The organism is Streptomyces sp. NPDC104814 (assembly GCF_055583185.1).
In genome coordinates this window covers 309,373-332,898 of the sequence record NZ_JBVJOL010000004.1, presented here as the reverse complement: position 1 = coordinate 332,898, position 23,526 = coordinate 309,373, and the positions used below count along the sequence as shown (strand labels likewise).

At 72.1% G+C, this 23,526-nt stretch carries 21 protein-coding genes; 10 read left to right on the top strand and 11 right to left on the bottom strand.

What is annotated here, in order from left to right; translation table 11 throughout:
• Window positions 1-24 precede the first annotated feature (24 nt).
• Both ACZ64A_RS17385 and mltG read left to right on the top strand, forming a co-directional pair.
• Window positions 25-1,836: an ABC transporter ATP-binding protein gene (locus ACZ64A_RS17385; protein ID WP_469811175.1), complete on the top strand. Its 1,812-nt coding sequence runs from the start codon at window positions 25-27 to the stop codon at window positions 1,834-1,836.
• A 52-nt stretch (window positions 1,837-1,888) separates the two neighbouring features.
• Entirely contained in the window at window positions 1,889-2,827 is a 939-nt protein-coding gene (gene mltG / locus ACZ64A_RS17380) for an endolytic transglycosylase MltG (RefSeq protein WP_469811174.1), read from the top strand.
• A gap of 27 nt (window positions 2,828-2,854) precedes the next feature.
• On the opposite strand, the gene ACZ64A_RS17375 is transcribed toward mltG, so the two are convergent.
• The 4 genes from ACZ64A_RS17375 to ACZ64A_RS17360 form a co-directional block, all read right to left on the bottom strand.
• The gene (locus ACZ64A_RS17375) at window positions 2,855-3,940 is read right to left on the bottom strand and encodes an NAD(P)-binding domain-containing protein (RefSeq protein ID WP_469811173.1); all 1,086 of its coding nucleotides are present in this window, start codon (window positions 3,938-3,940) and stop codon (window positions 2,855-2,857) included.
• Between the two features lie 108 nt (window positions 3,941-4,048).
• Window positions 4,049-5,077 (bottom strand): ABC transporter substrate-binding protein, encoded by a 1,029-nt coding sequence (locus tag ACZ64A_RS17370; RefSeq protein ID WP_469811172.1) that lies wholly within the window; start codon window positions 5,075-5,077, stop codon window positions 4,049-4,051.
• 65 nt (window positions 5,078-5,142) lie between these two features.
• The gene (locus ACZ64A_RS17365; protein WP_469811171.1) at window positions 5,143-5,883 is read right to left on the bottom strand and encodes an ABC transporter ATP-binding protein; all 741 of its coding nucleotides are present in this window, start codon (window positions 5,881-5,883) and stop codon (window positions 5,143-5,145) included.
• Window positions 5,856-6,731: an ABC transporter permease gene (locus ACZ64A_RS17360; RefSeq protein WP_469811170.1), complete on the bottom strand. Its 876-nt coding sequence runs from the start codon at window positions 6,729-6,731 to the stop codon at window positions 5,856-5,858. Before ACZ64A_RS17360 ends, ACZ64A_RS17365 begins: the two co-directional genes overlap by 28 nt.
• 317 nt (window positions 6,732-7,048) lie before the next feature.
• Between ACZ64A_RS17360 and ACZ64A_RS17355 the strand changes: the two genes are divergently transcribed.
• Both ACZ64A_RS17355 and ACZ64A_RS17350 read left to right on the top strand, forming a co-directional pair.
• Window positions 7,049-7,471, top strand: a complete 423-nt coding sequence (locus ACZ64A_RS17355) for a secondary thiamine-phosphate synthase enzyme YjbQ (protein ID WP_469811169.1) — start codon at window positions 7,049-7,051, stop codon at window positions 7,469-7,471.
• 159 nt (window positions 7,472-7,630) lie between these two features.
• Window positions 7,631-8,956, top strand: coding sequence for a glycoside hydrolase family 3 N-terminal domain-containing protein (locus tag ACZ64A_RS17350; RefSeq protein WP_469811167.1), 1,326 nt, complete (start codon window positions 7,631-7,633; stop codon window positions 8,954-8,956).
• Window positions 8,957-9,016: 60 nt separating this feature from the next.
• Here ACZ64A_RS17350 and ACZ64A_RS17345 read toward each other — a convergent pair whose 3' ends face one another.
• The 3 genes from ACZ64A_RS17345 to ACZ64A_RS17335 all read right to left on the bottom strand — a co-directional run bounded on the left by ACZ64A_RS17345 (window position 9,017) and on the right by ACZ64A_RS17335 (window position 10,859).
• Window positions 9,017-9,706 (bottom strand): esterase/lipase family protein, encoded by a 690-nt coding sequence (locus ACZ64A_RS17345; protein ID WP_469811166.1) that lies wholly within the window; start codon window positions 9,704-9,706, stop codon window positions 9,017-9,019.
• 170 nt (window positions 9,707-9,876) lie between these two features.
• On the bottom strand, window positions 9,877-10,080 hold the full coding sequence (locus tag ACZ64A_RS17340) for a cold-shock protein (RefSeq protein ID WP_361626142.1): 204 nt from the start codon (window positions 10,078-10,080) through the stop codon (window positions 9,877-9,879).
• Window positions 10,081-10,259: 179 nt separating this feature from the next.
• Window positions 10,260-10,859, bottom strand: a complete 600-nt coding sequence (locus ACZ64A_RS17335) for a TetR/AcrR family transcriptional regulator (protein WP_469811165.1) — start codon at window positions 10,857-10,859, stop codon at window positions 10,260-10,262.
• Window positions 10,860-11,210: 351 nt separating this feature from the next.
• Between ACZ64A_RS17335 and ACZ64A_RS17330 the strand changes: the two genes are divergently transcribed.
• Genes ACZ64A_RS17330 through ACZ64A_RS17315 form a run of 4 tightly spaced genes read left to right on the top strand, consistent with a single transcriptional unit; the run spans window position 11,211 to window position 16,048 of the window.
• Window positions 11,211-11,777, top strand: coding sequence for a (2Fe-2S)-binding protein (locus ACZ64A_RS17330; RefSeq protein WP_469811164.1), 567 nt, complete (start codon window positions 11,211-11,213; stop codon window positions 11,775-11,777).
• Window positions 11,774-12,766 carry an FAD binding domain-containing protein gene (locus tag ACZ64A_RS17325; RefSeq protein WP_469811162.1) on the top strand — a complete coding sequence of 331 codons (993 nt, stop codon included), beginning with the start codon at window positions 11,774-11,776 and terminating at the stop codon, window positions 12,764-12,766. The genes ACZ64A_RS17330 and ACZ64A_RS17325 overlap by 4 nt, the downstream gene beginning before the upstream one ends.
• Window positions 12,763-14,883, top strand: coding sequence for a xanthine dehydrogenase family protein molybdopterin-binding subunit (locus ACZ64A_RS17320; protein WP_469811161.1), 2,121 nt, complete (start codon window positions 12,763-12,765; stop codon window positions 14,881-14,883). Before ACZ64A_RS17325 ends, ACZ64A_RS17320 begins: the two co-directional genes overlap by 4 nt.
• Entirely contained in the window at window positions 14,876-16,048 is a 1,173-nt protein-coding gene (locus tag ACZ64A_RS17315) for an XdhC family protein (protein WP_469811160.1), read from the top strand. The genes ACZ64A_RS17320 and ACZ64A_RS17315 overlap by 8 nt, the downstream gene beginning before the upstream one ends.
• 85 nt (window positions 16,049-16,133) lie before the next feature.
• Here the strand turns inward: ACZ64A_RS17315 and ACZ64A_RS17310 are convergent, their stop codons facing one another.
• From ACZ64A_RS17310 to ACZ64A_RS17295, 4 genes are all read right to left on the bottom strand, one after another.
• Window positions 16,134-17,627: a glycoside hydrolase family 3 protein gene (locus ACZ64A_RS17310; protein WP_469811159.1), complete on the bottom strand. Its 1,494-nt coding sequence runs from the start codon at window positions 17,625-17,627 to the stop codon at window positions 16,134-16,136.
• 6 nt (window positions 17,628-17,633) lie between these two features.
• Entirely contained in the window at window positions 17,634-18,464 is an 831-nt protein-coding gene (locus ACZ64A_RS17305; protein ID WP_361626121.1) for a carbohydrate ABC transporter permease, read from the bottom strand.
• Window positions 18,461-19,462 (bottom strand): carbohydrate ABC transporter permease, encoded by a 1,002-nt coding sequence (locus tag ACZ64A_RS17300; protein ID WP_469811158.1) that lies wholly within the window; start codon window positions 19,460-19,462, stop codon window positions 18,461-18,463. Before ACZ64A_RS17300 ends, ACZ64A_RS17305 begins: the two co-directional genes overlap by 4 nt.
• 81 nt (window positions 19,463-19,543) lie before the next feature.
• Window positions 19,544-20,818, bottom strand: a complete 1,275-nt coding sequence (locus tag ACZ64A_RS17295) for an extracellular solute-binding protein (RefSeq protein WP_469811157.1) — start codon at window positions 20,816-20,818, stop codon at window positions 19,544-19,546.
• 316 nt (window positions 20,819-21,134) lie between these two features.
• Between ACZ64A_RS17295 and ACZ64A_RS17290 the strand changes: the two genes are divergently transcribed.
• A complete protein-coding gene (locus ACZ64A_RS17290) occupies window positions 21,135-21,905 on the top strand; it encodes a GntR family transcriptional regulator (protein WP_469811156.1) in 771 nt (256 codons plus the stop codon).
• A gap of 147 nt (window positions 21,906-22,052) precedes the next feature.
• On the top strand, window positions 22,053-23,333 hold the full coding sequence (locus ACZ64A_RS17285) for an amidohydrolase family protein (RefSeq protein WP_469811155.1): 1,281 nt from the start codon (window positions 22,053-22,055) through the stop codon (window positions 23,331-23,333).
• Window positions 23,334-23,526 lie beyond the last annotated feature (193 nt).

Here is a 23,526-nt window from a genome sequence, read left to right as displayed (position 1 = left end):
CCGTCCCACCCTCCGTAGGAGCCCATGCACCCCGATCACGCCCCCTCCTGGACCCCACCCGCCGACGCGGCGTCGCAGCCCCGGCAGGTCCGCCGGATCCTGCGCCTCTTCCGCCCGTACCGCGGGCGGCTCGCGGTCGTCGGCCTCCTCGTCGGCGCCTCCTCGCTCGTCTCGGTCGCCACGCCGTTCCTGCTGAAGGAGACCCTGGACGTCGCGATCCCCCAGGGACGCACCGGGCTGCTCAGCCTGCTCGCCCTCGGCATGATCGTCAGCGCCGTCCTCACCAGCGTCTTCGGCGTGCTGCAGACCCTGATCTCCACCACCGTCGGCCAGCGCGTCATGCACGACCTGCGCACCGCCGTCTACGGCCGCCTGCAGCGCATGTCGCTCGCGTTCTTCACCCGCACCCGCACCGGCGAGGTGCAGTCCCGCATCGCCAACGACATCGGCGGCATGCAGGCGACCGTGACCTCCACCGCCACCTCCCTGGTCTCCAACTTCACCAGCGTCGTCGCCACCGTCGTCGCGATGATCGCGCTCGACTGGCGGCTCACCGTCGTCTCGCTGCTCCTGCTGCCGGTGTTCGTGTGGATCAGCCGCCGCGTCGGCAAGGAGCGCCGGAAGATCACCACCCAGCGCCAGAAGCAGATGGCCGCCATGGCCGCCACGGTCACCGAGTCCCTGTCGGTCAGCGGCATCCTGCTCGGCCGCACCATGGGCCGCTCCGACTCGCTGACCGCGTCCTTCGCCGAGGAGTCCGAGGCTCTGGTCGGCCTGGAGGTGCGGTCCAACATGGCCGGCCGCTGGCGCATGGCCGTCATCACGATCGTCATGGCGGCCATGCCCGCCGTCATCTACTGGACCGCCGGTCTCGCCCTCCGGGCGGGCGGTCCCGACGTCTCCATCGGCACGATCGTCGCCTTCGTCTCCCTCCAGCAGGGGCTGTTCCGGCCGACCGTCAGCCTGCTGTCGACGGGCGTGCAGATCCAGACCTCCCTCGCGCTCTTCCAGCGCATCTTCGAATACCTGGACCTGCCCGTCGACATCACCGAGCGCGCCGACCCGGTCCACCTCGACCAGGTCAAGGGCGAGGTCCGCTTCGAGGACGTCACCTTCCGCTACGACCCCCAGGACGACCAGACCCGTCCGGTCCTCGACGGCGTCGACCTCACCGTCCCGGCCGGCGGCAGCCTCGCCGTCGTCGGACCGACCGGCGCCGGCAAGTCCACCCTCGGCTACCTGGTGCCCCGGCTGTACGACGTGACCGGCGGCCGGGTCACCCTCGACGGTGTCGACGTGCGCGACCTCGACTTCGACACCCTCGCCCGGGCGGTCGGCGTCGTCTCGCAGGAGACGTACCTCTTCCACGCCTCCGTCGCCGACAACCTGCGCTTCGCCAAGCCGGACGCCACCGACGACGAACTGCACGCCGCCGCCCGCGCGGCCCAGATCCACGACCACATCATGTCCCTGCCCGACGGCTACGACACGGTCGTCGGTGAGCGCGGCCACCGCTTCTCGGGCGGCGAGAAGCAGCGCCTGGCCATCGCCCGCACCATCCTGCGCGATCCTCCGGTGCTCATCCTCGACGAGGCCACCAGCGCCCTGGACACCCGCACCGAGGCCGCCGTGCAGCAGGCCATCGACGCCCTGTCCGCCGACCGCACCACGCTCACCATCGCCCACCGGCTCTCCACGATCCGCGGCGCCGACCAGATCGTCGTCCTCGACTCGGGCCGTGTGGCCGAGCGCGGCACGCACGACGAACTGCTGGAACTGGAGGGCCGGTACGCGGCCCTGGTCCGCCGGGACGCCCGTCTGGAGCCGACGAGCTGACCTCCGGGAGGTTTTGCCGGGTTTGCGGTGATATGCGGGTTACCGTGCCCGCATGCAGATGAACACTCGGCGACGCAGGACGGGGAGCGCGACGGCGGCGAGCGGCTCGGGGAGCGCCGGGGGCAGGACGGGTGCGGCGCGGACGGGCGCGGCACGGACGGGCAGGGGGCACACCGGCGGAGCGATCCGGCTGACCCGTCGCGGCCGTCTCGTCCTCATCGCCGCCGGAGCCGTCGTCGCCGCCACGGTCGTGGCGGTACCGCTGCTGATCCTGAGCGGCGGCACGGGCCCGACCGCCACCCTGGTCGTCCCCGAGGGCTGGCGCGCCGCCCAGGTCTACGACGCCGTCGACAAGGCCCTCGCCCTGCCGCCGGGCAGCACGCGCAAATCCCTGGCCAAGGCCCGGCTGAAGCTGCCGAGCGATGCCGGCGGCAACCCGGAGGGCTACCTCTACCCGGCGACGTACCCGCTGGGGGACAAGGGGACGACGACGCCGGAGCAGGTGCTCGCGACGATGGTCGACACCGCGAACCGGAAGTTCAACGGCGCCCCCGTCGCCGCGGGCGCGCAGCGCAACGCGATGAACGCCTACCAGGCGGTCACCATCGCCAGCATCGTGCAGGCCGAGGCCGCGACCAAGGAGGACATGGGCAAGGTGGCCCGGGTCGTCCTCAACCGGCTGGAGCGGGGCATGCCGCTGCAGATGGACTCCACCCTCAACTACGCACTGGGCCGCTCCACCCTGCGCACGACGACCGCCGACACCCGGCTGGACAGCCCCTACAACTCCTACCAGCGCATGGGTCTGCCGCCCACGCCGATCGACAACCCCGGCGCGGACGCCATGCGGGCGGCGATCAACCCCCCGGCGGGCGACTGGCTGTACTTCGTCACGGTCAAGCCCGGGGACACCCGCTTCACCGCCGACTACGCCGAACACCAGCGCAACGTGGCCGAGTTCAACCGCGCACAGCGGGCCGGCGGACACTGAGCGAGCGGGGCAGGGCCCTCCGGCGCGTCAGGCCGCCACCGGCTGCGCGTCCCGCTCGGCCAGCAGCCGTCGGATGTCCCGTACGGCCGCGCGTCCGGCCCGGTTCGCGCCGATCGTGCTGGCCGACGGGCCGTAGCCGACGAGATGGACCCGGGGATCGGCGACGGCGCGCGTGCCCTCGACGCGGAGGCCGCCGCCCGGCTCGCGCAGCCGCAGCGGCGTGAGGTGGTCGATCGCCGGCCGGAACCCGGTCGCCCACAGAATGACGTCTGCCTCCACCCGCCGTCCGTCCTGCCACTCCACACCCTGCGGAGTGATCCGGTCGAACATCGGCTGACGGTTCAGGACGCCGTCGGCGATGCCCTGCCGTATCGCGTCGTTCAGTGGCAGGCCGGTGACCGACACGACGCTGCGCGGCGGCAGCCCCTGCCGCACCCGCTCCTCCACCAGCGCGACCGCCGCGCGGCCCGCCTCCTGGTCGAAGGGGCCGTCGCGGAAGACCGGCGGCCGCCGGGTGACCCAGGTGGTGGCCGCCGCGTAGGGGGCCAGCTCCAGCAGGTGCTGGGTGCCGGAGGCGCCCCCGCCGACCACCACGACGCGCCGCCCCGCGAACCACTCGGGCCCCGGATACCGCGCCGTGTGGAGCTGCTGCCCGAGGAAGGTCTCCTGGCCGGGGTAGCGCGGCCAGAACGGCCGGTCCCAGGTGCCGGTGGCGTTGATCAGCGCACGCGTCGCCCACATGCCGCCGGAGGTCTCGACGAGCAGCCGCCCGTCCGTCCCCTCCCGTACGGCCGTCACATCGACCGGGCGCCGCACCCGCAGATCGAAGGCGCGCTCGTACGCCGTGAAGTACTCGCCGATCACCTGCGACGACGGCCGCGCGGGATCCGCGCCGGTCAGTTCCATGCCCGGCAGCGCGTGCATCCCGTGCACCTTGCCGTACGTCAGCGACGGCCAGCGGAACTGCCACGCGCCGCCCGGGGCGGGGGAGTGGTCCAGCACCACGAAGTCCCGCTCCGGTGAAAAGCCGGTGCGGCGCAGGTGGTAGGCGCCGGACAGGCCCGCCTGCCCGGCGCCCACGACGACGACCTCGACCTCGCGCAGTTCGTTCACGTTTCTACTAACGTTCGCGCGGTCGTGGATCTTCCCCTGCGGCAGCCCCCGTGCCGCCGGCCACCCCACGGGCAGGTACCCACCCGTCGGCGCCGGCAGGCCGTCGTCTCAGGACTCCTTCGAGGGCCGGGGCGCCGACGTCGACGGCGGCAGGGTGCCGTTGAACCGGGTGTCGGTGAAGTCGCCGAAGTTCACCGCGTGCGGGATCAGCTTCAGGCCGGCGAAGGTGTCCACGATCTGCTGCTCGGAGGCGATCAGCGGCTTGTCGACGGCGACCGGCACCCGGGTGCCGTAGGTGCGCTTCACGGCTGCCAGCGCCACCTCGTAGGGCAGCCCGGTGTCCTTCGCCCACTCCTTCGCCCACTCCTCGGGGTGCGCGTACACCCAGTCCTGGGCGCGCCGCAGCCGCTCGAGGAAGTCCTTGATCGCCGCCGCCTTCTTCGGGTCCTTCAGGGCGTCCGGCGCGGCCACCTGGAAGGTCAGCCCGTTGGTGATGCCGTCCCCGGTGGTCAGCACCCGCCCTCGCTTGCCCTGCAGCACCTGCGAGGAGTACGGGTCCCACACCGCCCATGCGTCGACCTTGCCGGAGGTGAAGGCGGCCAGCGCGTCGGCGGGCTGGAGGTACTTGACCTTCACGTCGCCGAGAGTGAGTCCGGCCTTCTTCAGGGACGCGACCAGTTGGTAGTGCGCGGAGGAGCCCTGCGCCACGGCCACCGAGCGCCCCTTCAGCTGCCGCGGGCTGCTCAGCTTCGAGTCGTTCGGTACGAGGATGGTGTCGCCCTTGGACGTGCCGTGCCAGGCGGCCACCACCGTGATCTTCGAGCCCGCACCGGCCGCGAAGACCGGCGGGGTGTTGCCGACGCCCCCGATGTCCACGGCCCGGGCGTTCACGGCCTCCAGCAGCGGCGGGCCGGAGGTGAAGGTGGACCACTTGATCTTGTAGTCGAGGTCCTTGAGCTCTCCGGCGGCGCGCAGGACGGCCTCGGAACCGCCCTTCTGGTCGCCGACGTTCAGCGTGAGGGAGCCCTTGCCGTCGGTGCCGCCACCGCCCGCCTGCGCGGCGGAGGTGCCGCCGCAGGCGGAGAGCAGGAGTGCGAGGGGCAGGAGCAGCGCGGCGGGGACGAGACGTCGTCGCATCAGGGTTCCGTTCTTGTCTGTTCATGAAGGCGCGGGCAGGTCTGCGCGCCTTCGAAGGGGATGGGTCAGGCGGCTTCGGCTGCGGTGTCGACGCCGAGGCGTTCCAGGAGCGCGGCGCGCAGTTCGGCGAAGCGCGGGTCGGTGATGTCACGCGGACGGTCGAGGCCGATGCGGTGCTCGTGCGCGATGACACCGTCGTCCATGACCAGGACGCGGTCGGCCAGCAGGACGGCCTCCTCGACGTCGTGCGTGACGAGCAGCACCGCGCAGCCGCGCCGCTGCCACAACTCGCCCACCAGGCGCTGTGCCGTGATCCGGGTGAGCGCGTCGAGTGCGCCGAACGGCTCGTCCAGCAGCAGCAGATCGGGCTCGCGCACCAGGGCGCGGGCGAGTGAGGCGCGCTGGGCCTCGCCTCCGGAGAGCGTCTTGGGCCAGGCGTCCGAGCGGTGCCCGAGACCGACCTCCTCCAACGCCCGCTGTGCCACGGCTCGTTCGGGCTTGCCCGGCAGTCCGAGCAGGACGTTGCGCCACACCTTCTTCCAGGGCATCAGCCGGGGCGCCTGGAAGGCGACGGCCTTGCGGCGCGGGACCAGTACGGTGCCCTCGATGTCGCGGTCGAGGCCGGCGAGGATGCGCAGCAGGGTGGACTTGCCGCAGCCGCTGCGGCCGAGCAGGGCGACGAACTCGCCGGGCGCCACGTCGAGACGCAGATCGTCGATGACCTTGCGGCCGTCGAAGGAGCGGGTGAGCCCCTCGACGCGGATCGCCGAGCGCGCGGTCAGCGGCCCGTGAACGTCGGTCGCCATTGCAGCAGCAGCCTTTCGAGGGAACGGACGACGAAGTCGGCGAGCAGGCCGAGGAAGGCGTAGACGATGAGGCAGACCACGATCACGTCGGTGCGCAGGAAGTCGCGCGCCTGCACCATCAGGAACCCGATGCCGGAGTCGGCGTTGACCTGTTCGGCGAAGACCAGCGCGAGCCAGGCGATGCCCAGGGAGTAGCGCAGTCCGGTCATGGCCCCGGGCAGCGCGCCCGGCAGTACCACGTGCCGCACGAGGCCCCGCCGCGACAGGCCCAGCGACTCGCCGGCCTCGATCAACTGGGCGTCCACACCGCGGATTCCGGCGTACACGTTGAGGTACAGCGGGAAGGTCACGCCGAGCGTGATGATGGCGATCTTCGGTGCCTCGCCGATGCCGAACCAGATGATGAACAGCGGGATGAGGCCGACGAACGGCACGGTCCGCAGCATCTGCACCGGCGCGTCCACCAGGTCCTCGCCGATCCGGAACAGCCCGGAGACCAGGGCGAGTCCGGTGCCGACGACCGCCCCGAGCAGCAGTCCGGCGGCCACGCGCTGCAGGGACGTGCCCATGGCCGAGGGCAGCGATCCGTCGGCGATCAGATCCCGGCCGACCTGCGCGATGCGCCCCGGAGAGGCGAGCACATCGGCGGGCAGTGCGCCGGTGGAGCTGAGGAGTTGCCAGAGCGCCAGCAGCAGGAGCGGTCCGGCGGTGCGACGCAGCCAGCGGGGGACACGGGTGCGCCGGGAGGAGGACGGGACGAGGGGGACGAGGTCGAGCGAGGCGTTGCTGACGGATATACCGGAAATATCCGTCTGTGGAGAGTCCGGTGGGGCATGGCTGATGCTCATGGATGCTCCAGGGCAGGCAGCGGTGAGACCGCAGAGAGGTGTGCGCGGATGCGCCTGACTCGGCGATCCGCTTCAGCGGAGCGTCAGGCGGGGGTGAGGAGGTGAGAAGGCGTCAGCAGCCGCGGTGACACGCGGCGGAGGCCACCCGCAGCAGGTCGATGTGACCGCGCGTGGTGAGCAGGGCTGTACGCAACATGCGCACGAAGGTAGCCAGCAGGCATGCCGAGGTCAACGGGCGTCTCGCCGACTGGACGGCGGTTTCACCAGTCGGGCGGTTCATTCGGCATGAAAGCGGACCGATGGGTGAGGATGACTCCATGTCCGATGCCTTCACCACCCGAGTGCTGAACGTGTCCTCCGGCTCCCGGGAGGCCGTCGTCGACCTCACCGGCGACTGCGAGGCCTTCCTGCGCGAGGCGGCCGCCGGGCGCGACGGTCTGCTCAATGTCTTCGTGCCGCACGCGACGGCCGGGATCGCCGTGCTCGAGACGGGCTCCGGCAGCGACGACGACCTCCTCGCCGCGCTGCACACGCTCCTGCCCGCCGACGACCGCTGGCAGCACCGTCACGGCAGCCCCGGCCACGGCCGCGACCACGTCCTGCCGGCCCTCGTCCCGCCCCACGCCACGCTTCCGGTCATCGACGGCCGGCTGGAGCTGGGCACCTGGCAGTCGGTGTGCCTGGTCGACACCAACAAGGACAACCCGCACCGGCAGGTGCGGTTGTCCTTCCTCGGCTAGCCGTCCGCCGGGGGGCGAACGCATCCCCCGCAGCGTACGGTGTGACGGAGGCAGCAAGCCGGGCTCGCCGTGACGGAAGCGGCTGCGCGGCCCCGGCCGGAGGCGGCGGCGGCACGCGGCCGGAGGCGGCCCGGGCCCGCCCATCCCGGGAGACGAAACATGACACTACGCGTCCGGCAGCGGCCCACGGGCCGCCGCGGCACAGCCCTGCGCACCGGAGTTTCGCTGGTCACCCTGGCACTCGCCGTCACGGGCTGTGGTGCGTCGTCCACGTCAGGGGCACAGGCCGACTCCCCCCGGCCCGTCAGCTCCGGCCAGGGCACCCAAGCCCCGACCGGCGTCAGTCCGGCGCCCGGCCGGAGCAGTACCGGTGCCGGCACCCGCAGTGCCACACCCGCGGCCACGGCCCGGGCGGCGCCGTCCGCTTCCGCCCCCACCTGCACCGACCGTTACCTGGCCGGGATGACCGCGGCCCAGCGGGCCGGGCAACTCCTCATGGGGGGCGTCTCCGCCTCCGGCCCCGACCCGGCCCAACTGGCCACTCTGCGGGCCAACCACGTGGGGTCCGTCATGCTGACCGGCCGGAGCACCGCCGGTACGGCGGCCACCAGAAAGCTCGTCGACGGTTTCCGGGGCCAGGCGGACCGGGTCGCCGGCCGGCAGGTCGGCCTTCTGGTCTCGACCGACCAGGAGGGCGGCCGCGTCCAGGTCCTCAAGGGCCCCGGCTTCTCGGCGATGCCCAGTGGCCTGACGCAGGGCGGCTGGTCGACCGCGACGCTGCGCAGCCAGGCCGCCGCGTGGGCCAAGGAGCTCAAGGCCGCCGGTGTGAACCTGAATCTGGCGCCGGTCGCCGACGTGGTCCCGGCTTCCCTGGGCACCCGTAACATCCCCATCGGATCCTTCCAGCGGGAGTACGGCCACACCGCGGACACGGTCACCACGCACACGGCCGCTTTCGCCGCCGGCTTCGCGCAGTCGGGCGTCATGACGACGTTCAAGCACTTCCCCGGGCTGGGCCACGTGATCGGCAACACCGACACCACGGCGAACGTGGTGGACTCCGTGACGACCGCCAACAGTTCCAGCCTCACGCCCTTCCGTGCCGGGATCCGCGCCGGGGCGCCGTTCGTGATGATCTCGTCGGCCATCTACACCAGGATCGACCGCAACCACCTGGCGGCCTTCTCGCCGACGGTCATCGAGCACCTGCTGCGCGGCCAGCTGGGCTTCAAGGGCGTGGTCATCTCGGACGACCTCGGCAACGCGGTCGCGGTCCACTCCTTCACCCCGGCTCAGCGGGCCGTGAACTTCGTCGCGGCCGGGGGAGACATGGTCCTCACCGTGCGGCCGAGCACCGTGCCCCCGATGGCACAGGCGCTGCAGGCCCGGATGCACAAGGACGCGTCGTTCCGGGCCAAGGTGGACGCCGCGGTGCGCCGGGTGCTCGACGCCAAGCGCAAGGCGGGCCTGCTCGACTGCCGCTGAGGGGCGCGAGGTGTCCGCGGGGCGGAAGGTGTCCGAGGGCACCCTCCGCCCCGGCCGCCGTCAGGAGTTGATCATGTCCCGGGTCTGGGCGTAGACCGTGGCGTCCGAGAGCAGGCCGGTGTGGCTCAGGCAGGCCGTCCTGGTGTTGGCCGCTCCGGTGAGGGCGACGGAGCTGTCGGGGTTGATCACGGCGTCGCAGGGCGACCACCAGGTCGCGTACCGGGGGGAGCCCGGTGTCTCGTCGCCGGAGTTCAGGGCCGTGAGGAAGTCGGAACCGATGCGCATCTCGGTGCAGGACGGGTCGAGGCAGCTGTTCGCGGTGTCGGTGCCGTGGTTGGGGCCGCCCAGGGAGACCCAGGCGTCGACCTTGGCCGTCCCGCCGAGGTTCTTCAGATAGGAGCGGGAGGACAGCCCGCCCATGGAGTGGCTGACGATGTCCACCTTGGTGGCGCCGGTGGCCGCGAGCAGCCGGTCGACCTCGGCGGACAGCTGCTGGGCGGTCGTGGTGTTCGACTGGTGCCAGTCGTAGGTCCACTGGTCGAGGTAGGAGGACGGCCAGCCGTCGGCGCGGAAGCGGCCGGCCATGGTGCTCCAGTTGCTGCCGTCGCCGCTGTAGCCGTGCACGAAGAGAACGGGGTTGCTGGCGGAGGTGAAGGTGGAGGTGCTCGACGCCTGGGCGGGGACGGCTGTCGTCACGGCGAGCAGGGCGACGACGGCGGCGAGGGCAGCGGTCACGAACGGTCTGTTCACTGGGGGGCCTCACAGGAGCGGTATGGGGAGGGACACCGGTGTGAGGGGGTGGCGGCGTGAGACTACTGGCCGGTAACCGCTCCGGGTCAAGAGCCGTGCACCAGGTTTCGTCCCGGTACGCCGAAGGGCCCGCACCCGGAACGGGTGCGGGCCCTTCAAAGGCGTGGGCGTCAGGCGGGGAGGATGTTCTCCGCCTGCGGGCCCTTCTGGCCCTGCGTGACCTCGAAGGTCACGCGCTGGCCTTCCTGGAGCTCACGGAAGCCCTGGGTGGCGATGTTCGAGTAGTGCGCGAACACGTCCGGGCCGCCGCCGTCCTGCTGGATGAAGCCGAAGCCCTTTTCCGAGTTGAACCACTTCACGGTGCCGCTGGCCATGTTTTTCTCCTCTGCATGGGGTAGTGACGGGCACTCCGCACCGTGCGGAGAACCCGGTCGCCGCAATGACCCCATCCGGAGAGATCCGGACACCGGAGAAACCCCGGCAACACAACGCGCCTGAAGGTCACAGACCGTCAGGCGCGCACAAAGTCATGGGTACCAAAACTGCAACGCGTTCAGCCTAGCACAGGTGCCCCGGGCGCCCCGGAGCGCAGTCCGTCCATGACGAGGTCCAGCAGGCGGGACGCGCGGGCCCGGCCGTCCTCGTGCGGGCCCACCTGCCACAGCCCGGCGATGGCGAGGAGGAAGTCGTCCGCGCCGATGCCGGGGCGGATGGTGCCGGCCCGCTCGTTGGCGCGCAGCAGGCGCTCGGCCGCCTCGGCCACGGCGGTGGGGGCCGGCTTCTGCGGGGCGCCCGGCGCGCTGGTGGCCTGGCGCAGCGCGTCCGCGAGACCCGCCTTGGTCATCGCGAACCCGGCCAGATGATCCATCCAGGCGCGCAGCGCCCGCTCCGGGGCGTGGTCGCGCAGCAGCTCGTCGGCGCTGTCGGCGACCTGCTGCATCTCGTGCCGGTAGACCTCCAGGACGAGCGCCTCCCGGCTCGGGAAGTTGCGGTAGAAGGTGCCCTGTCCGACGCCCGCCTTCTTGGCGATCCGGCTCAGCGGGGCGTCGGCGTCGCGGGTGAGCTCGGCCAGGGCGACCTCCAGGATGCGCTCGCGGTTGCGCTGGGCGTCGGAGCGGCGGGGCGCGCCGGGCGCCTCCTTCTTCGGCTGCACTGGTCCTCCTCACGGGTTCGGGGGCGCGAACCCGCCCTTGACGGGTCCGGGGCGCGAACCCGGCCTTGCTGAGCGGACAGCTGTCCGTTAGGTTCAGGTGGTCTACTGGACAGCTGTCCGGTTAGCGCCACCGTCACCATAGCGCCTGCCTGCACCGACGTCTCCTCAAGCCCGCTCCCGTCGATCGCCCCCGCCGCCGCTCGCGACCCGCTCCGACGTCATTCGCCTGCCCCGACGTTCTTCGCCTGCCCCGACGTTCTCTGCCTGCCCCGACGGAAACCGCTTCCCCGGCAAGGACACGCCCCCTTCCCGGTGAAGCCGCCGCCTGTTCTTCGCGAAAGAAGGCTGACCATGGCCACAGCCCCGTCGCCCACCCACAGCGACGTGACCCTGCACATCAACGGCGAGAAGCACACGCTGACCGTCGACCACCGCACCACCCTGCTCGACGCCCTGCGCGAGCGCCTCGATCTGACCGGCACGAAGAAGGGCTGCGACCAGGGCCAGTGCGGCGCCTGCACCGTTCTCGTCGACGGGCGGCGCACCGTGGCCTGCCTGCAACTCGCGGTGGCGGCCCAGGACCGGGAGATCACCACGATCGAGGGGCTGGCCGACGGCGAGCACCTGCACCCCGTCCAGCAGGCGTTCCTCGACCTCGACGGCTACCAGTGCGGCTACTGCACCCCCGGCCAGATCTGCTCCGCCGTCGCGATGATCGACGAGCACGCCCGCGGCTGGCCCAGCGCCGCCACCGACGACGTACGGCCCGAAGCGGGGCCGCCGCCGCTCACGCCCGAGGAGATCCGCGAGCGGATGAGCGGCAACCTGTGCCGCTGCGCCGCCTACGTCTCGATCGTCGAGGCGATCACCCGCGCCGCGCAGGAGCGGCCGGCCGGTGACAAGGAGGCGGCGGCATGAAGGAGTTCGGCTACCAGCGCGCCACGGACGTCGCCGGCGCCCTCGCCCTGCTCGGCGAGGACCCCGACGCCCGCTACCTCGGCGGCGGCACCAACCTCGTCGACCTGATGAAGACCGGCGTCGAACGGCCCGGCCGCCTCGTCGACATCCGCGAACTTCCCCTCGACGGCATCGAGTCCACGGCCGACGGCGGCCTGCGCATCGGCGCCACCGTCACCAACAGCGACCTGGCCGCCCACCCCGACGTACGCCGCCGCTACGCGGCCCTCGCCCAGGCCGTACTGGCCGGCGCCTCCGGGCAGCTGCGCAACATGGCGACGGTCGGCGGCAACCTCCTTCAGCGCACCCGCTGCGCCTACTTCACCGACGTCACCCAGCCCTGCAACAAGCGTCTGCCCGGCAGCGGCTGTCCCGCCCGCACCGGCGAGCACCGCAACCACGCCGTCCTGGGCGCCTCCGAGCACTGCGTCGCCGTCCACCCCTCGGACATGGCCGTGGCCCTGGCCGCCTTCGACGCCGTCGTCTCCTACGAGACCGCCGACGGGCCGGGCGGGATACCGCTCGCCGACCTCTATCCGCCCGTCGGCGACACCCCGCACCGCGAGACCGCGCTCCCGCCCGGCGCCCTGATCACCGCCGTCACTCTGCCGCCCGCGCCGGTCGCCGCCCATTCCCGCTACCGCAAGGTGCGCGAGCGGGCCTCGTACGCCTTCGCGATCGGCTCGGTCGCCGCCGCGCTCGACGTCCGCGACGGCGTCGTGCACGACGTACGGATCGCCCTCGGCGCCGTCGCCTCCCGGCCCTGGCGGGCGCGCACCGCCGAACGCGCGCTGACCGGCGCACCCGCCGGCCCCGAAGCCTTCGCCGCGGCCGCCGAGGCCGAACTGGCCGCGGCCACCCCGCTGCCCGACAACGGATACAAGGTGACCCTCATGCACAACCTCGTCGTGGCGGTGCTCGCCGAACTCGCCGAGGAGGCCGCCCGATGACCACGACCACCCCCGCCGCCACCACGCCGCGCTCCGTCGGCACCGCCCACACCCGCGTCGAGGGCCGCGCCAAGGTCACCGGCGCCGCCCGCTACGCAGGCGAGATCCCCTTCGCCGACCTCGCCCACGGCTGGCTGGTCACGTCGGCCGTCGCACGGGGCCGCATCACCGCGATCGACACCGGCCCCGTCCTCGCGATGCCCGGCGTGCTCACCGTCCTGCACCACGGCAACGCGCCGCGCCTGGACACCGAGTACACCGGCCTGCTCGGCACCCCGGACCGGACCTCGGCGCTCTTCCAGCACGACCGTGTGCCCCATCTGGGCTGGCCGGTCGCGCTCGTCGTCGCCGAGACCTCCGAGCAGGCCAGAGAGGCCGCGGAAGCCCTCGTCGTGAGGTACGAACAGCAGCCGCACGACGTCGACTTCGCGCAGGCGGGCGACAGCGCCTACGGCCCGGAACGGCACGAGCCCACCGAGAAGGGCGACCTCGCGGCCGAACTCGCCGCTTCCCACGCGGTCGTGGACGCCGAGTACTCCACCCCCGAAGAGCACCACGCCATGATGGAGCCGCACGCGGCCACCGCGCACTGGGACGACGGCCGGCTGGAGATCGTCGACTCCAACCAGGGCACCATGTGGGTCGCGCACGAACTCGCGCTGCTCTTCTCCCTCGACCCCGCCTCGGTGCACGTCCGCTCCGAACACGTCGGCGGCGGCTTCGGCAGCAAGGGCGTACGCGCCCACCAGGTGGCCGCTGCGCTCGCCGCCACCGCGCTCCACCGTCCGGTCCGCGTCGTCCTGACCAGGCGTCAGATGTTCTCGCTGGCCGGCTACCGCAGTCCGACCCGGCAGCGGATCCGGCTCGGCGCCGACGCCGACGGTCGGCTGCGCGCCCTGGAGCACAGCTGTCTCAGCGTCTCCTCGACGGTGCACGAGTTCGCCGAGCCGGGCGCCGGACCGTCCCGGGTGATGTACGACGCCGACGCCCACCGCACGGCCAACCGGATCGTACGGCTCGACGTGCCGACCCCGACCTGGATGCGCGCGCCCGGCGAGGCGCCCGGGTCGTTCGCGCTGGAGTCGGCGTTCGACGAGCTGGCCGAGCAACTGGGCCTCGATCCCGTGGAGTTGCGGGTGCGCAACGAACCGCAGGCCGGACCCGTCTCCGGGCTGCCGTTCGCGAGCCGCCATCTGGTCGACTGCTTCCGCGAGGGCGCCCGCCGGTTCGGCTGGGCCGGCCGCGACCCGCGCCCCGGCCTGCGCCGCGAAGGGCGCTGGCTGCTCGGCACCGGCACAGCCGCCGCCTCCTTCCCCGCCGGGTCCGCCCCCTCCACGGCGGCCGTGACCGCCGAGGCCGACGGCACCTTCACCGTGCGGGTCAACGCCGCCGACATCGGCACAGGAGCCCGTACCGCGCTGACCCTCGTCGCCGCCGACGCGCTCCAGGTGGCGCCGGAACGCGTCCGGGTGCTCATCGCCGACAGCGACTTCGGCCGGGCGTGGATCGCCGGCGGGTCCATGGGCACCCGCTCCTGGTCCTGGGCGGTCACCGCGGCCGCCGCCGAACTGCGCGAACGGCTCGCACTCGGCACCGGCGTCCCGCCGGAGGGCATCACCGTGCGCTCCGACACCACCGACGCCGTCGGCGCCCTTCCGCCGGGCGAACGGCACTCCTTCGGCGCCCAGTTCGCGGAGGTGGCCGTGGACGTCGCCACCGGCGAGGTGCGCGTGCGGCGCATGCTCGGGATCTTCTCCGCGGGCCGGATCGTCAACCCGCTCACCGCACGCAACCAGCTCGTCGGCGGCATGATCTGGGGCCTGTCCATGGCGCTGCACGAAGAGGCTGCCCGCGACCGGGCCTCCGGCGGAGTCGTCGGCGCGGACCTCGCCGGCTACCACATCGCCACCCACGCCGACGTTCCCCGGGTCGAGGCCGACTGGATCGACGACGTCGACCCGGACGACCCCATCGGCATCCGGGGCATCGGCGAGATCGGCGTCGTCGGAGCCGCGGCGGCGGTCGCCAACGCCGTCTGGCACGCGACCGGGGTGCGCCAGCGCCATCTGCCGATCCGGCCCGACCGCGTCGTCCAGGGAGTGCGGCCGCGTGCTTGACATCGCACCCGAACTGCACCGCTGGGCCGAGGAGGGCCGCGACTTCGCCGTCGCCACGGTCGTCGCCGTCGGCGGCAGCGCCCCGCGCGGCCCCGGCGCCGCGCTGGCCGTCGACGCCGACGGCACCGTGATCGGGTCGGTCTCGGGCGGCTGCGTCGAGGGCGCCGTGTACGAGCTGTGCGTGCAGGCGCTCACGGACGGCCGAAGCGTCCTGGAGCGGTTCGGCTACGACGACGAGGACGCCTTCGCCGTCGGGCTGACCTGCGGCGGAGTGATCGACGTACTGGTGACGCCGGTCCGGGCGCACGACGCGGACCGAGCGGTGCTGGGCCCGGCGCTCGGCGCCGCCGGACGCGGCGAGAGCGTCGCCCTGGCCCGGGTCGCCCGAGGGCCGGCCGAACTGCTCGGCCACGCCCTGCTGGTTCACGGCGACGGCACGGCCCGCGGCACCCTCGGCGGTCACCCGGAACTGGACCGTACGGCGGCCGCCCAGGCCCACGCCCTGCTGGAGGCCGGGCGGACCGGCACCGTCGAGCTCGCCGAGGACGGTACGCACTGCCCGGGCGGGCTCACGCTGCTGGTCGAGACGACCGGGCCGGCGCCCCGGATGATCGTGTTCGGCGCGGTCGACTTCGCCGCCGCCCTGGTGCGCGTCGGGAAGTTCCTCGGCTACCACGTCACCGTGTGCGACGCCCGCCCGGTCTTCGCCACCGCGGCCCGGTTCCCCGACGCCGACGAGGTCGTCGTGGACTGGCCGCACCGCTATCTCCAGTCCACCCGCACCGATCCGCGCACCGTGCTGTGCGTGCTCACCCACGACGCCCGGTTCGACGTACCGCTGCTGACGGCGGCGCTGCGGATGCCGGTCGCCTTCGTCGGGGCGATGGGTTCGCGCCGCACCCATGAGGACCGGACGGAGCGACTGCGGGAGGCGGGACTGGGCGAGCGGGAGCTGGCCCGGCTGCGCTCCCCGATCGGCCTCGACCTCGGCGCCCGTACGCCCGAGGAGACCGCGCTGTCCATCGCCGCGGAGATCGTCGCCGAGCGCCGTGGCGGCACGGGGGCGCCCCTGACGACGACCGACGCGCCGATCCACCGCCCGAACGGGGCGGACGGCCGACCGGTCGGCGCGAGCGCACCGGACGGCCGTACGGCGGCGGCCTGAGCGCCCCGCCGCCGTACAGCCGTGCTGTGGGGGCCGCTCCGGCCGCCGACCGGTGCGTGCGGGGCCGGTGTTCCCGGCCCGGCGGTCAGGCCCCGGTGATGCGTTCCGCCGCCGCGATCGCGCACACCCGGGCCGCGCCGTGGGTGGCGAGGTGCAGGGCGCCGCGCGGGGCGGCCTGGGCGACGCCCATCTCCACCACGATCGTGTCGGGGCGGGCGGTGAGCAGGGTGTCCAGGGCGGACCCCATCCACGCGTGCCGGTGCTCGTCGCGCACCACGGCGACCGGCCGCCGGCCCTGTGCCGCGGCGAGCGCCGCCTCGCCCGCGCCGTCACCGCTGAACACCCCGGTCGTGGTGCCCGGCAGCAGACGCACCAGCTCGGCGCCCACGCCCCACGGTGTCTCGTCGCCGACGGCGATGTTCGGCGTCGGGCTGAACGTCGCCACGTACACCGGCTCGGTCACCGGGCCCGCGTCGGCCGCACCACGGGTCACGGTCAGCGCGCGGCGGGCGGCGGTGAGACCGATCTCCGCGTCGGCTGCCTCACCCGGGTCCGCCTCGCGGGCCGCCTTCGTGGTCCACCGGGCCAGCTCCCGCACCCGGGCGGCCGCGTCGGCCAGCCGCTCCTCAGGCAGTTCGCCGGAGCGGACGGCGGCGACCAGCGCGTCCCGCAGCCGCAGCACGATGTCCTCGTCGCACAGCCCGCCGCCGACGCAGATCGCGTCCGCGCCCGCCGCGAGGGCCAGCACGGTGCCGCGCTCGATGCCGTAGGTGCCGGAGATGGCGCGCATCTCCATGCCGTCCGTGACGATCAGGCCCTGGTAGCCGAGTTCGCCGCGCAGCAGGTCGGTCAGGACGGGGCGGGACAGGGTGGCCGGGTGCTCCGGGTCGAGGGCGGGCACCAGGATGTGCGCGCTCATCACCGCGCGCGTGCCGGCCGCGATCGCCGCCCGGAACGGCGCCAGTTCGCGGGCGTGCAGCGTGGCCGTGTCCACGTCGATGCGCGGCAGGGCGAGGTGGGAGTCGACGCCGGTGTCGCCGTGGCCGGGGAAGTGCTTGGTGCAGGCGGCGATGCCGACCGACTGCAGGCCCTCGACGTAGGCGGCGGTGTGCCGGGCGACCAGACCGGGGTCGGCGCCGAAGGAGCGCACACCGATCACCGGGTTGTCGGGGTTGGCGTTGACGTCGGCGGACGGCGCCCAGTTGAGCGTGACGCCGCACGCCGCGAGCCGGCGGCCCAGCTCGCGGGCCACGCTCCGGGTCAGCCCGGTGTCGTCGACGGCGCCGAGGGCGTTGTTTCCGGGGAAGGAGGAACCGGTGTGCACCTCCAGCCGGGTGACGTCGCCGCTCTCCTCGTCGATCGCGACCAGCACGTCGTCCCGCTCCGCCCGCAGTTGCGCGGTCAGCTCCGCGACCTGCTCGGCGGTGGTGACGTTACGGCCGAACAGGCCGACGGAGACCAGCCCTTCGCCGAGCCGGCGGCGCACCCAGTCCGGCGCGGTCGTGCCGGCGAAGCCCGGCTGCAGCACGGCGAGCGCGTCACGGGTGACGGTGTCGGTGGCGCTGGTGAATGTCGTCATCGGGCGTTATCCCTTCACGGCGCCGTCGGTGAGGCCGCTGACGGCCTTGCGCTGCAGGAAGACGAAGAGGACCAGGATCGGCAGGGCGAACAGCGTCGAGGCGGCCATCGTGGCGCCCCAGTCGTCACCGAAGGCGGTACGGAACTGGGAGATCCACAGCGGGAGCGTCTGCTTCTCGATGCTCTTGTTGAGGATCAGGACCAGCGGGAACTCGTTCCAGGCGGTGATGAAGCCGAACAGCGAGGTGGCCATCAGACCGGGCGCCAGGAGAGGGAAGATCACCTTGACGAAGGCCTGGGCGCGGGTGCAGCCGTCGACCATCGCGGACTCCTCCAGCTCCTTGGGCACCGCGGCCACATAGCCGCGCAGCGTCAGGATCGTGAACGGCAGCACCATCATCATGTAGAAGACGGTCAGCGGCACGAGGCTGTCGAGCATGTCGCTGTCGCGGACCAGCATGTAGTTGGCGATGATCATGACCTCCCAGGGCGCCATCTGCGCCAGCATGAAGGTCACGACGAACACTCCGCGCCCCTTGAACCGCATCCGGGCGAGGGCGAAGGAGGCGAACAGCGCGATCACCAGCGACATCAGCACCGCGAGCACGGTCACGGTGACGGAGTTGCGCACCAGCGTCCAGAAGTGGTCGGCGTGCACCGCCTTGTCGAAATGGGCGAAGGTGATGTCCGTCGGGAACCACACCGGGTCCTCGGCGATGATGTCGCCGGTCGGCTTCAGGGCCGTGGCGAACATCCAGTAGACGGGGAACGCGAAGGCCACGAAGAGGATGACGGCGGTCGCGTTGGGCCAGATCCGGCCGAAGATCGAGCGCTTCACAGCTCGTCCTCCTCTTGCTTGAGCACCATGCGCAGGTAGTACGAGGTGAGGGCGAGCAGGACCAGGACGGTCAGGAACGAGATGGCCGCGCCCATGCCGAAGTGCTGGTTGCCGACACCCTCGACGAACGCGTACACCGGCAGCGTCTCGGTGAGCCGGTCCGGGCCGCCCTCGTTCATCGCGAAGACCTGCGGGAACGCCTTGAAGACCCAGATGACCTCGAGGAAGGTCGTGGAGTAGAGGAACGGCCGCAGGAACGGGAACGTCACCGAGGTGAAGCTCTTCCAGGAGCCGGCGCCGTCCAGGGAGGCCGCCTCGTACAGCTCGCGCGGGATGGTGGTCGTGGCGGCGTAGAGGTTGATCGCCACGAACGGGATGGACTGCCACACGATCAGCAGAGTGATCACGGAGAACGTCGAGAACTGCGTGCCGAGCCAGTTGTAGTCGGCCATCGTGTGCCAGCCGAGCTTGTCCAGGACCCAGTTGACGACGCCGAAGCGCTGGGCGAACAGCCACTGGTAGACGGTGGTCGCGGCGATGACGGGCATCGCCCAGGCGAGCACCAGGCCGAGCAGGAGCAGCAGCCGCATCTTCCTGCCGAGCCGGGCGAGCAGCAGGCCGGTCAGGGTGCCGAGCAGCATGATCAGCGCGACGTTGGCGAGCGTGAACAGCACGGACCGTTTGACGACCCGCCAGAAGTCCGAACCGGTGAGGACATCGCGGTAGTTGTCGACGCCGTTCCACTCGGTCAGGTGGAGGATCAGCTGGCGCGGGTTGAGGTTCTGGAACGACAGCATGCCGTTCTTCACCAGGGGCACGCCGAGCAGGATCAGCGTGGCGAGCAGCGCGGGCAGCAGGAGCAGGTAGGGGGCGGCCTTGCGCCGGCCGCGTGCGGGTGCGGTGGTGGTGCGTGTCCCGTCACGCGGGGGCGAGGGAGCCTGGACCTTGCGGACACCGGGCCCCCCGGCCGTGTCCGTGCCTTCGGTCTGCACTGGCATGGCTTGCCGTCTCTTCCGTGGCCGTACGAGCAACACAAGTGGTGCAGGGGGCGGCGCGGTGGCCGCCCCCGGCACCATCCGTCAGTTCTTCTGCGCCAGGCGCTTGTTGATCTCGGACTCGACGTCCTTGGCCGCGTCCGCGGGCGCCTTGCCGTTCAGGACCGCCGTCATGTAGCTCTTGATCGGGTTCGGGGTGTTCTCCACCGCGGCCCACTCCGGGATCAGCGGCGTGGTGCCGCCGACCGCGGCGGCCGGCGCGGCGGCCTCGGCGACGGCGTTGCCCTGCAGGTTGCTCTGCAGGGACTGCTTGTTCGGCACGATGCCGTTGAGCTTGGCCAGCTCGCCCTCGTACTTGTCGGACAGGGCGATCTTCAGGAACTCCTTGGCCAGCGACTGCTTCTTGCTGCCCGCCGCGACGGCGAGGTTGGAGCCGCCGAGGAAGACGCTCTCGGGCTTGTCCGCGGTGGCGCCGGGGATGGTGAAGTAGCCGAGGTCCTTCTCGATGGCCTTGTTGGCCGTGACCGCGGTGCCGGCCTCCCAGCCCATGCCGATGAACGCGCCGGTCTTGCCCTTGGCGAACACCTCCGCCTGCTGCGGGGTGGCCTCGTCCTTGTCCTTGGGGGCCTTGGAGTAGGAGGCGTACTTCTTGTAGATCTCCATGGCCGCGGAGACCTTCGGGTCGCCGAGGTTGGAGACGTACTTGTCGCCGTCCTTCTTCACCAGGTCGCCGCCCTGACCGATGATCAGGCCGTCGAGGAAGTACCAGTTCTGACCGGGCATGTAGATCGGCTCGGCGTCGGTCTTCTTGCCGATGGTCTCCAGGTCCTTGAAGAACTCGTCCCGCGTCTTGGGCGTGTCCTTGATGCCGGCCTGCGCCCAGATCTTCTTGTTGTAGATGACGACGCGGTTGGCGAAGTACCAGGGGGCGGCGTACTGCTTGCCCTCGTAGACGGAGGAGGCCGAGACGGCCGGCGTCCAGTCGGTGCCGATCTGCTGCTTCAGGTCGCCGAGTTCGGCGAGACCGCCGGTGGCGGCGTAGGCCGGGGTCTGGGTGTTGCCGACCTCGATGACGTCCGGCGGGTTGGACTCCGACAGGGCGGTGGTGATCTTCTGCTGGATCCCGTCCCACTTCTGGGTCTCGAACTTGACCTTTGCGCCGGTCTTCGCCTCGAACGCCGCCTGCACGTCCTTGGTCCACTGGGCCGGGGCCGAGCCGTCCATCGTCCACACGACCAGCGTCTGGCCCTTGGGACTGTCCTGCCCGGCATCCTTGCCGTTGTCGCTGTCGCCCCCGCACGCCGCGATCGACATCATCATGCCCGCGATACCGATCGCGGCAACCAGCTTGCGCTTCACGCCACCCCTCCTAAGGAATACCTCTCACCCACGCCCTCGGCGGTGACCTGCGGAAAACGGCGCTCCTGCACGGTGGGCTGGGGAACCTGGCCCCAATGGTGTAGACCAGCAACGCGAGCTTGGCCTAGACCTATGGGGCTGTCAAGGGGTGTTCGAGGAGGTGATGTCCGTCGTGACCGGAACGTCACCGGCCGCATCGCCGGGCGTCGCCCGGGGGTTGGACTAGACCAAGTCCGGATCCGTCGCTATAACGGAGAACCGCCGGGCGGCCCGCTGCCGTCGGCCGTATCGGGCACTTGAGCCGGGAAGGCGGGTCATGAGTACCGACGTCAGCAGTGCCCAGGGGGAGGAGCGTCGGGATGGTCCCGGACGCGTCGCACGGGTGCCCAAGTACTACCGGATCAAGAAACGGCTGCTGGAGATGACCGAGGCGCGGCCGCCCGGCGCGCCCATGCCGGCGGAGCGGCTGCTCGCCGTTGACTTCCGCACCTCCCGCACCACCGTCCGCAAGGCCCTGCAGGAACTGGTCGGCGAGGGCAGGCTGGACCGGGTCCAGGGCAAGGGCACGTTCGTCGCCCGCCCCAAGGTGTCCCGGACGCTGGACCTGACCTCCTACACCGAGGACATGGAAGCCCAGGGCATGCGCCCGGCCTCCCGGGTGCTGGACATCGGCTATGTCAGCGCCGACGCCACGCTGGCCCGACTGCTCGACGTCGCGACCGGTGAGCGCGTCCTGCGGGTGGAGCGGCTACGGCTGGCGAGCGGTGAGCCGATGGCCATCGAGGCGACCCATCTGCCGGACCGACGCTTCCCCGGTCTGCGCCGCAACCTGGCGAAGTACACCTCCCTCTACACCGCCCTCGCCGAGAGCTACGGCGTACTGCTCGCGGAGGCCGACGAGACGATCGAGACCGCCCTCGCCACCCCGCGCGAGGCCGGGCTGCTCGGCACGGACGTCGGCCTGCCGATGCTGCTGCTGTCCCGCCACTCCCGTGACGCGGACGGCAGGCCGGTGGAGTGGGTCCGCTCGGTCTACCGCGGCTCCCGCTACAAGTTCACGGCCACACTGACGCGCCCGGCGCACTGAGCGGAGGTACTCGTCACGACAGAGAAAATTGGATACCAAACCTCGGCCGCTCCTGTCCTGCCCGGTGGAAACCCTTGTGGTGCGGTCGAATTTTGGTATACAAAACGGAGACCTGTTGAACGCCCGCCCAGGTCTCAGGAGCGCGCCATGTGTCTGGAGTCCATCCCCCCGCCGCCCAGTCGGCTCACCCGGCGCGGTGTCCTCGCGGGTGCCGCGGCACTCGCCGGGACGGCCACCGTCCTCGCCGGTGCGGCCCCCGCGTCCGCCGCCCGCCCCGCGGACCGGCCGGAGCCCGACACCGCCGGTGACCTGGTGATCGAGGGCGGCACACTGCTGGACCCGGCCACCGGCGAGGTCACCGAGGACGCCGTCGTCGTGATCCGCGGCGGCAGGGTGCGGTGGGCCGGGCGACGCGGCACGGGGTCCGTGCCCGCCGGCCTCCCGCGGCTCGACGCGCACGGCCACTGGGTGCTGCCCGGCCTGGTCGACGCCCATATCCATCTGCAGACCGTCACCGAGGCGCGCGCCGCCCTCGCGCACGGCGCCACCAGCGCCCGCAGCGGCTCCACCACCTTCTTCCAGGACATCGCCGTGCGCGAACTCGCCCGCCGGCTGCCCACCCGGGCACCGCGGCTCACCGCCGCGGGCGTCTTCGTCACCCCCGACCTCGGCGAGTCGGTGCTCGCCGACGCCGAACTCGCGCCCCTGACCGCGCTCAAGGACGGCGTGCGGTCCGCCGAGGCGCTGCGGCGCGTCGTCGACGTGAACCTCGCCCGCGGCGCCGACGTGATCAAGACCCGGGTCAACGAGCGCGCCGGGCTGCCCGACCAGGACCCGCTCACCCAGGTCTACTCCTACGAGCAGCTCGCCGAGGTCGTCGCGGCCGCGCGGCGCGGCGGCAGGGGAGTGCTGTGCCACAGCTACAGCGCCCAGGGCTGCGACGACGCGGTCCGCGCCGGCATCCGCTCGCTGGAGCACGGGGTGTTCGTCGCCGAGCGCACGCTGCACGACATGGCGCGCCGCGGGACGTACTTCACACCCACCCTCACCGCCATCGCGGGCATGGTCGGCGATCCGAACCCGGTGCTCGACGGGCGGGGCCGGGCGTTCCTGCCCGTGCTGAAGGAGGCCGTGCGGACCGCGCACGCGCTCGGGGTGCCGCTGGCCGCCGGCACCGACTCCTCCGGCGGTGTGGTCGACCCCGTCGGCGGCGAGGTCGTGCTGATGCACGGCGCGGGTCTGACCCCTCTGGACGCCATCCGCACCGCGACGACGAACGCGGCCCGGCTGCTGGGTCTCGAGGGCGCCGTCGGCCGGCTGGCGCCCGGCTTCGCGGGCGACGCCGTCCTGCTGGCCGGCGACCCGCTGGCCGACCTGACGCTGCTCACCCGCCCGGCACGCGTCGTCCGCGCGGGCCGGATCGTCTGACGGCACGTCAAGACACCTCACCGCAGCGCGAATCATCCTGTGCCGGTCTTCCGTGCGGGATGGTTCGCGCTGCCCTTTTTGGCCCACTGAAAACCAGTTAGGTCAGTTCTGTCCCACCCCTTGACGGTGGTCTTCGGCGAAAACTACGTTCATTTGCGCGGAAGTTACCTTCCACTTTGTGGAAACCTCTGAC

Excerpts from the sequence above, each read along its gene's own strand:
- ACZ64A_RS17325 (WP_469811162.1), top strand. The coding sequence starts at position 11,774 with ATGAAGGAGTTCGGCTACCAGCGCGCCACGGACGTCGCCGGCGCCCTC.
- ACZ64A_RS17285 (WP_469811155.1), top strand. The coding sequence starts at position 22,053 with ATGTGTCTGGAGTCCATCCCCCCGCCGCCCAGTCGGCTCACCCGGCGC.
- ACZ64A_RS17310 (WP_469811159.1), bottom strand. The coding sequence starts at position 17,627 with ATGACGACATTCACCAGCGCCACCGACACCGTCACCCGTGACGCGCTC.
- ACZ64A_RS17340 (WP_361626142.1), bottom strand. The coding sequence starts at position 10,080 with ATGGCCAGCGGCACCGTGAAGTGGTTCAACTCGGAAAAGGGCTTCGGC.
- ACZ64A_RS17385 (WP_469811175.1), top strand. The coding sequence starts at position 25 with ATGCACCCCGATCACGCCCCCTCCTGGACCCCACCCGCCGACGCGGCG.
- ACZ64A_RS17350 (WP_469811167.1), top strand. The coding sequence starts at position 7,631 with ATGACACTACGCGTCCGGCAGCGGCCCACGGGCCGCCGCGGCACAGCC.
- ACZ64A_RS17320 (WP_469811161.1), top strand. The coding sequence starts at position 12,763 with ATGACCACGACCACCCCCGCCGCCACCACGCCGCGCTCCGTCGGCACC.
- ACZ64A_RS17370 (WP_469811172.1), bottom strand. The coding sequence starts at position 5,077 with ATGCGACGACGTCTCGTCCCCGCCGCGCTGCTCCTGCCCCTCGCACTC.
- ACZ64A_RS17355 (WP_469811169.1), top strand. The coding sequence starts at position 7,049 with ATGTCCGATGCCTTCACCACCCGAGTGCTGAACGTGTCCTCCGGCTCC.
- ACZ64A_RS17330 (WP_469811164.1), top strand. The coding sequence starts at position 11,211 with ATGGCCACAGCCCCGTCGCCCACCCACAGCGACGTGACCCTGCACATC.
- mltG (WP_469811174.1), top strand. The coding sequence starts at position 1,889 with ATGCAGATGAACACTCGGCGACGCAGGACGGGGAGCGCGACGGCGGCG.
- ACZ64A_RS17365 (WP_469811171.1), bottom strand. The coding sequence starts at position 5,883 with ATGGCGACCGACGTTCACGGGCCGCTGACCGCGCGCTCGGCGATCCGC.
- ACZ64A_RS17290 (WP_469811156.1), top strand. The coding sequence starts at position 21,135 with ATGAGTACCGACGTCAGCAGTGCCCAGGGGGAGGAGCGTCGGGATGGT.
- ACZ64A_RS17300 (WP_469811158.1), bottom strand. The coding sequence starts at position 19,462 with ATGCCAGTGCAGACCGAAGGCACGGACACGGCCGGGGGGCCCGGTGTC.
- ACZ64A_RS17360 (WP_469811170.1), bottom strand. The coding sequence starts at position 6,731 with ATGAGCATCAGCCATGCCCCACCGGACTCTCCACAGACGGATATTTCC.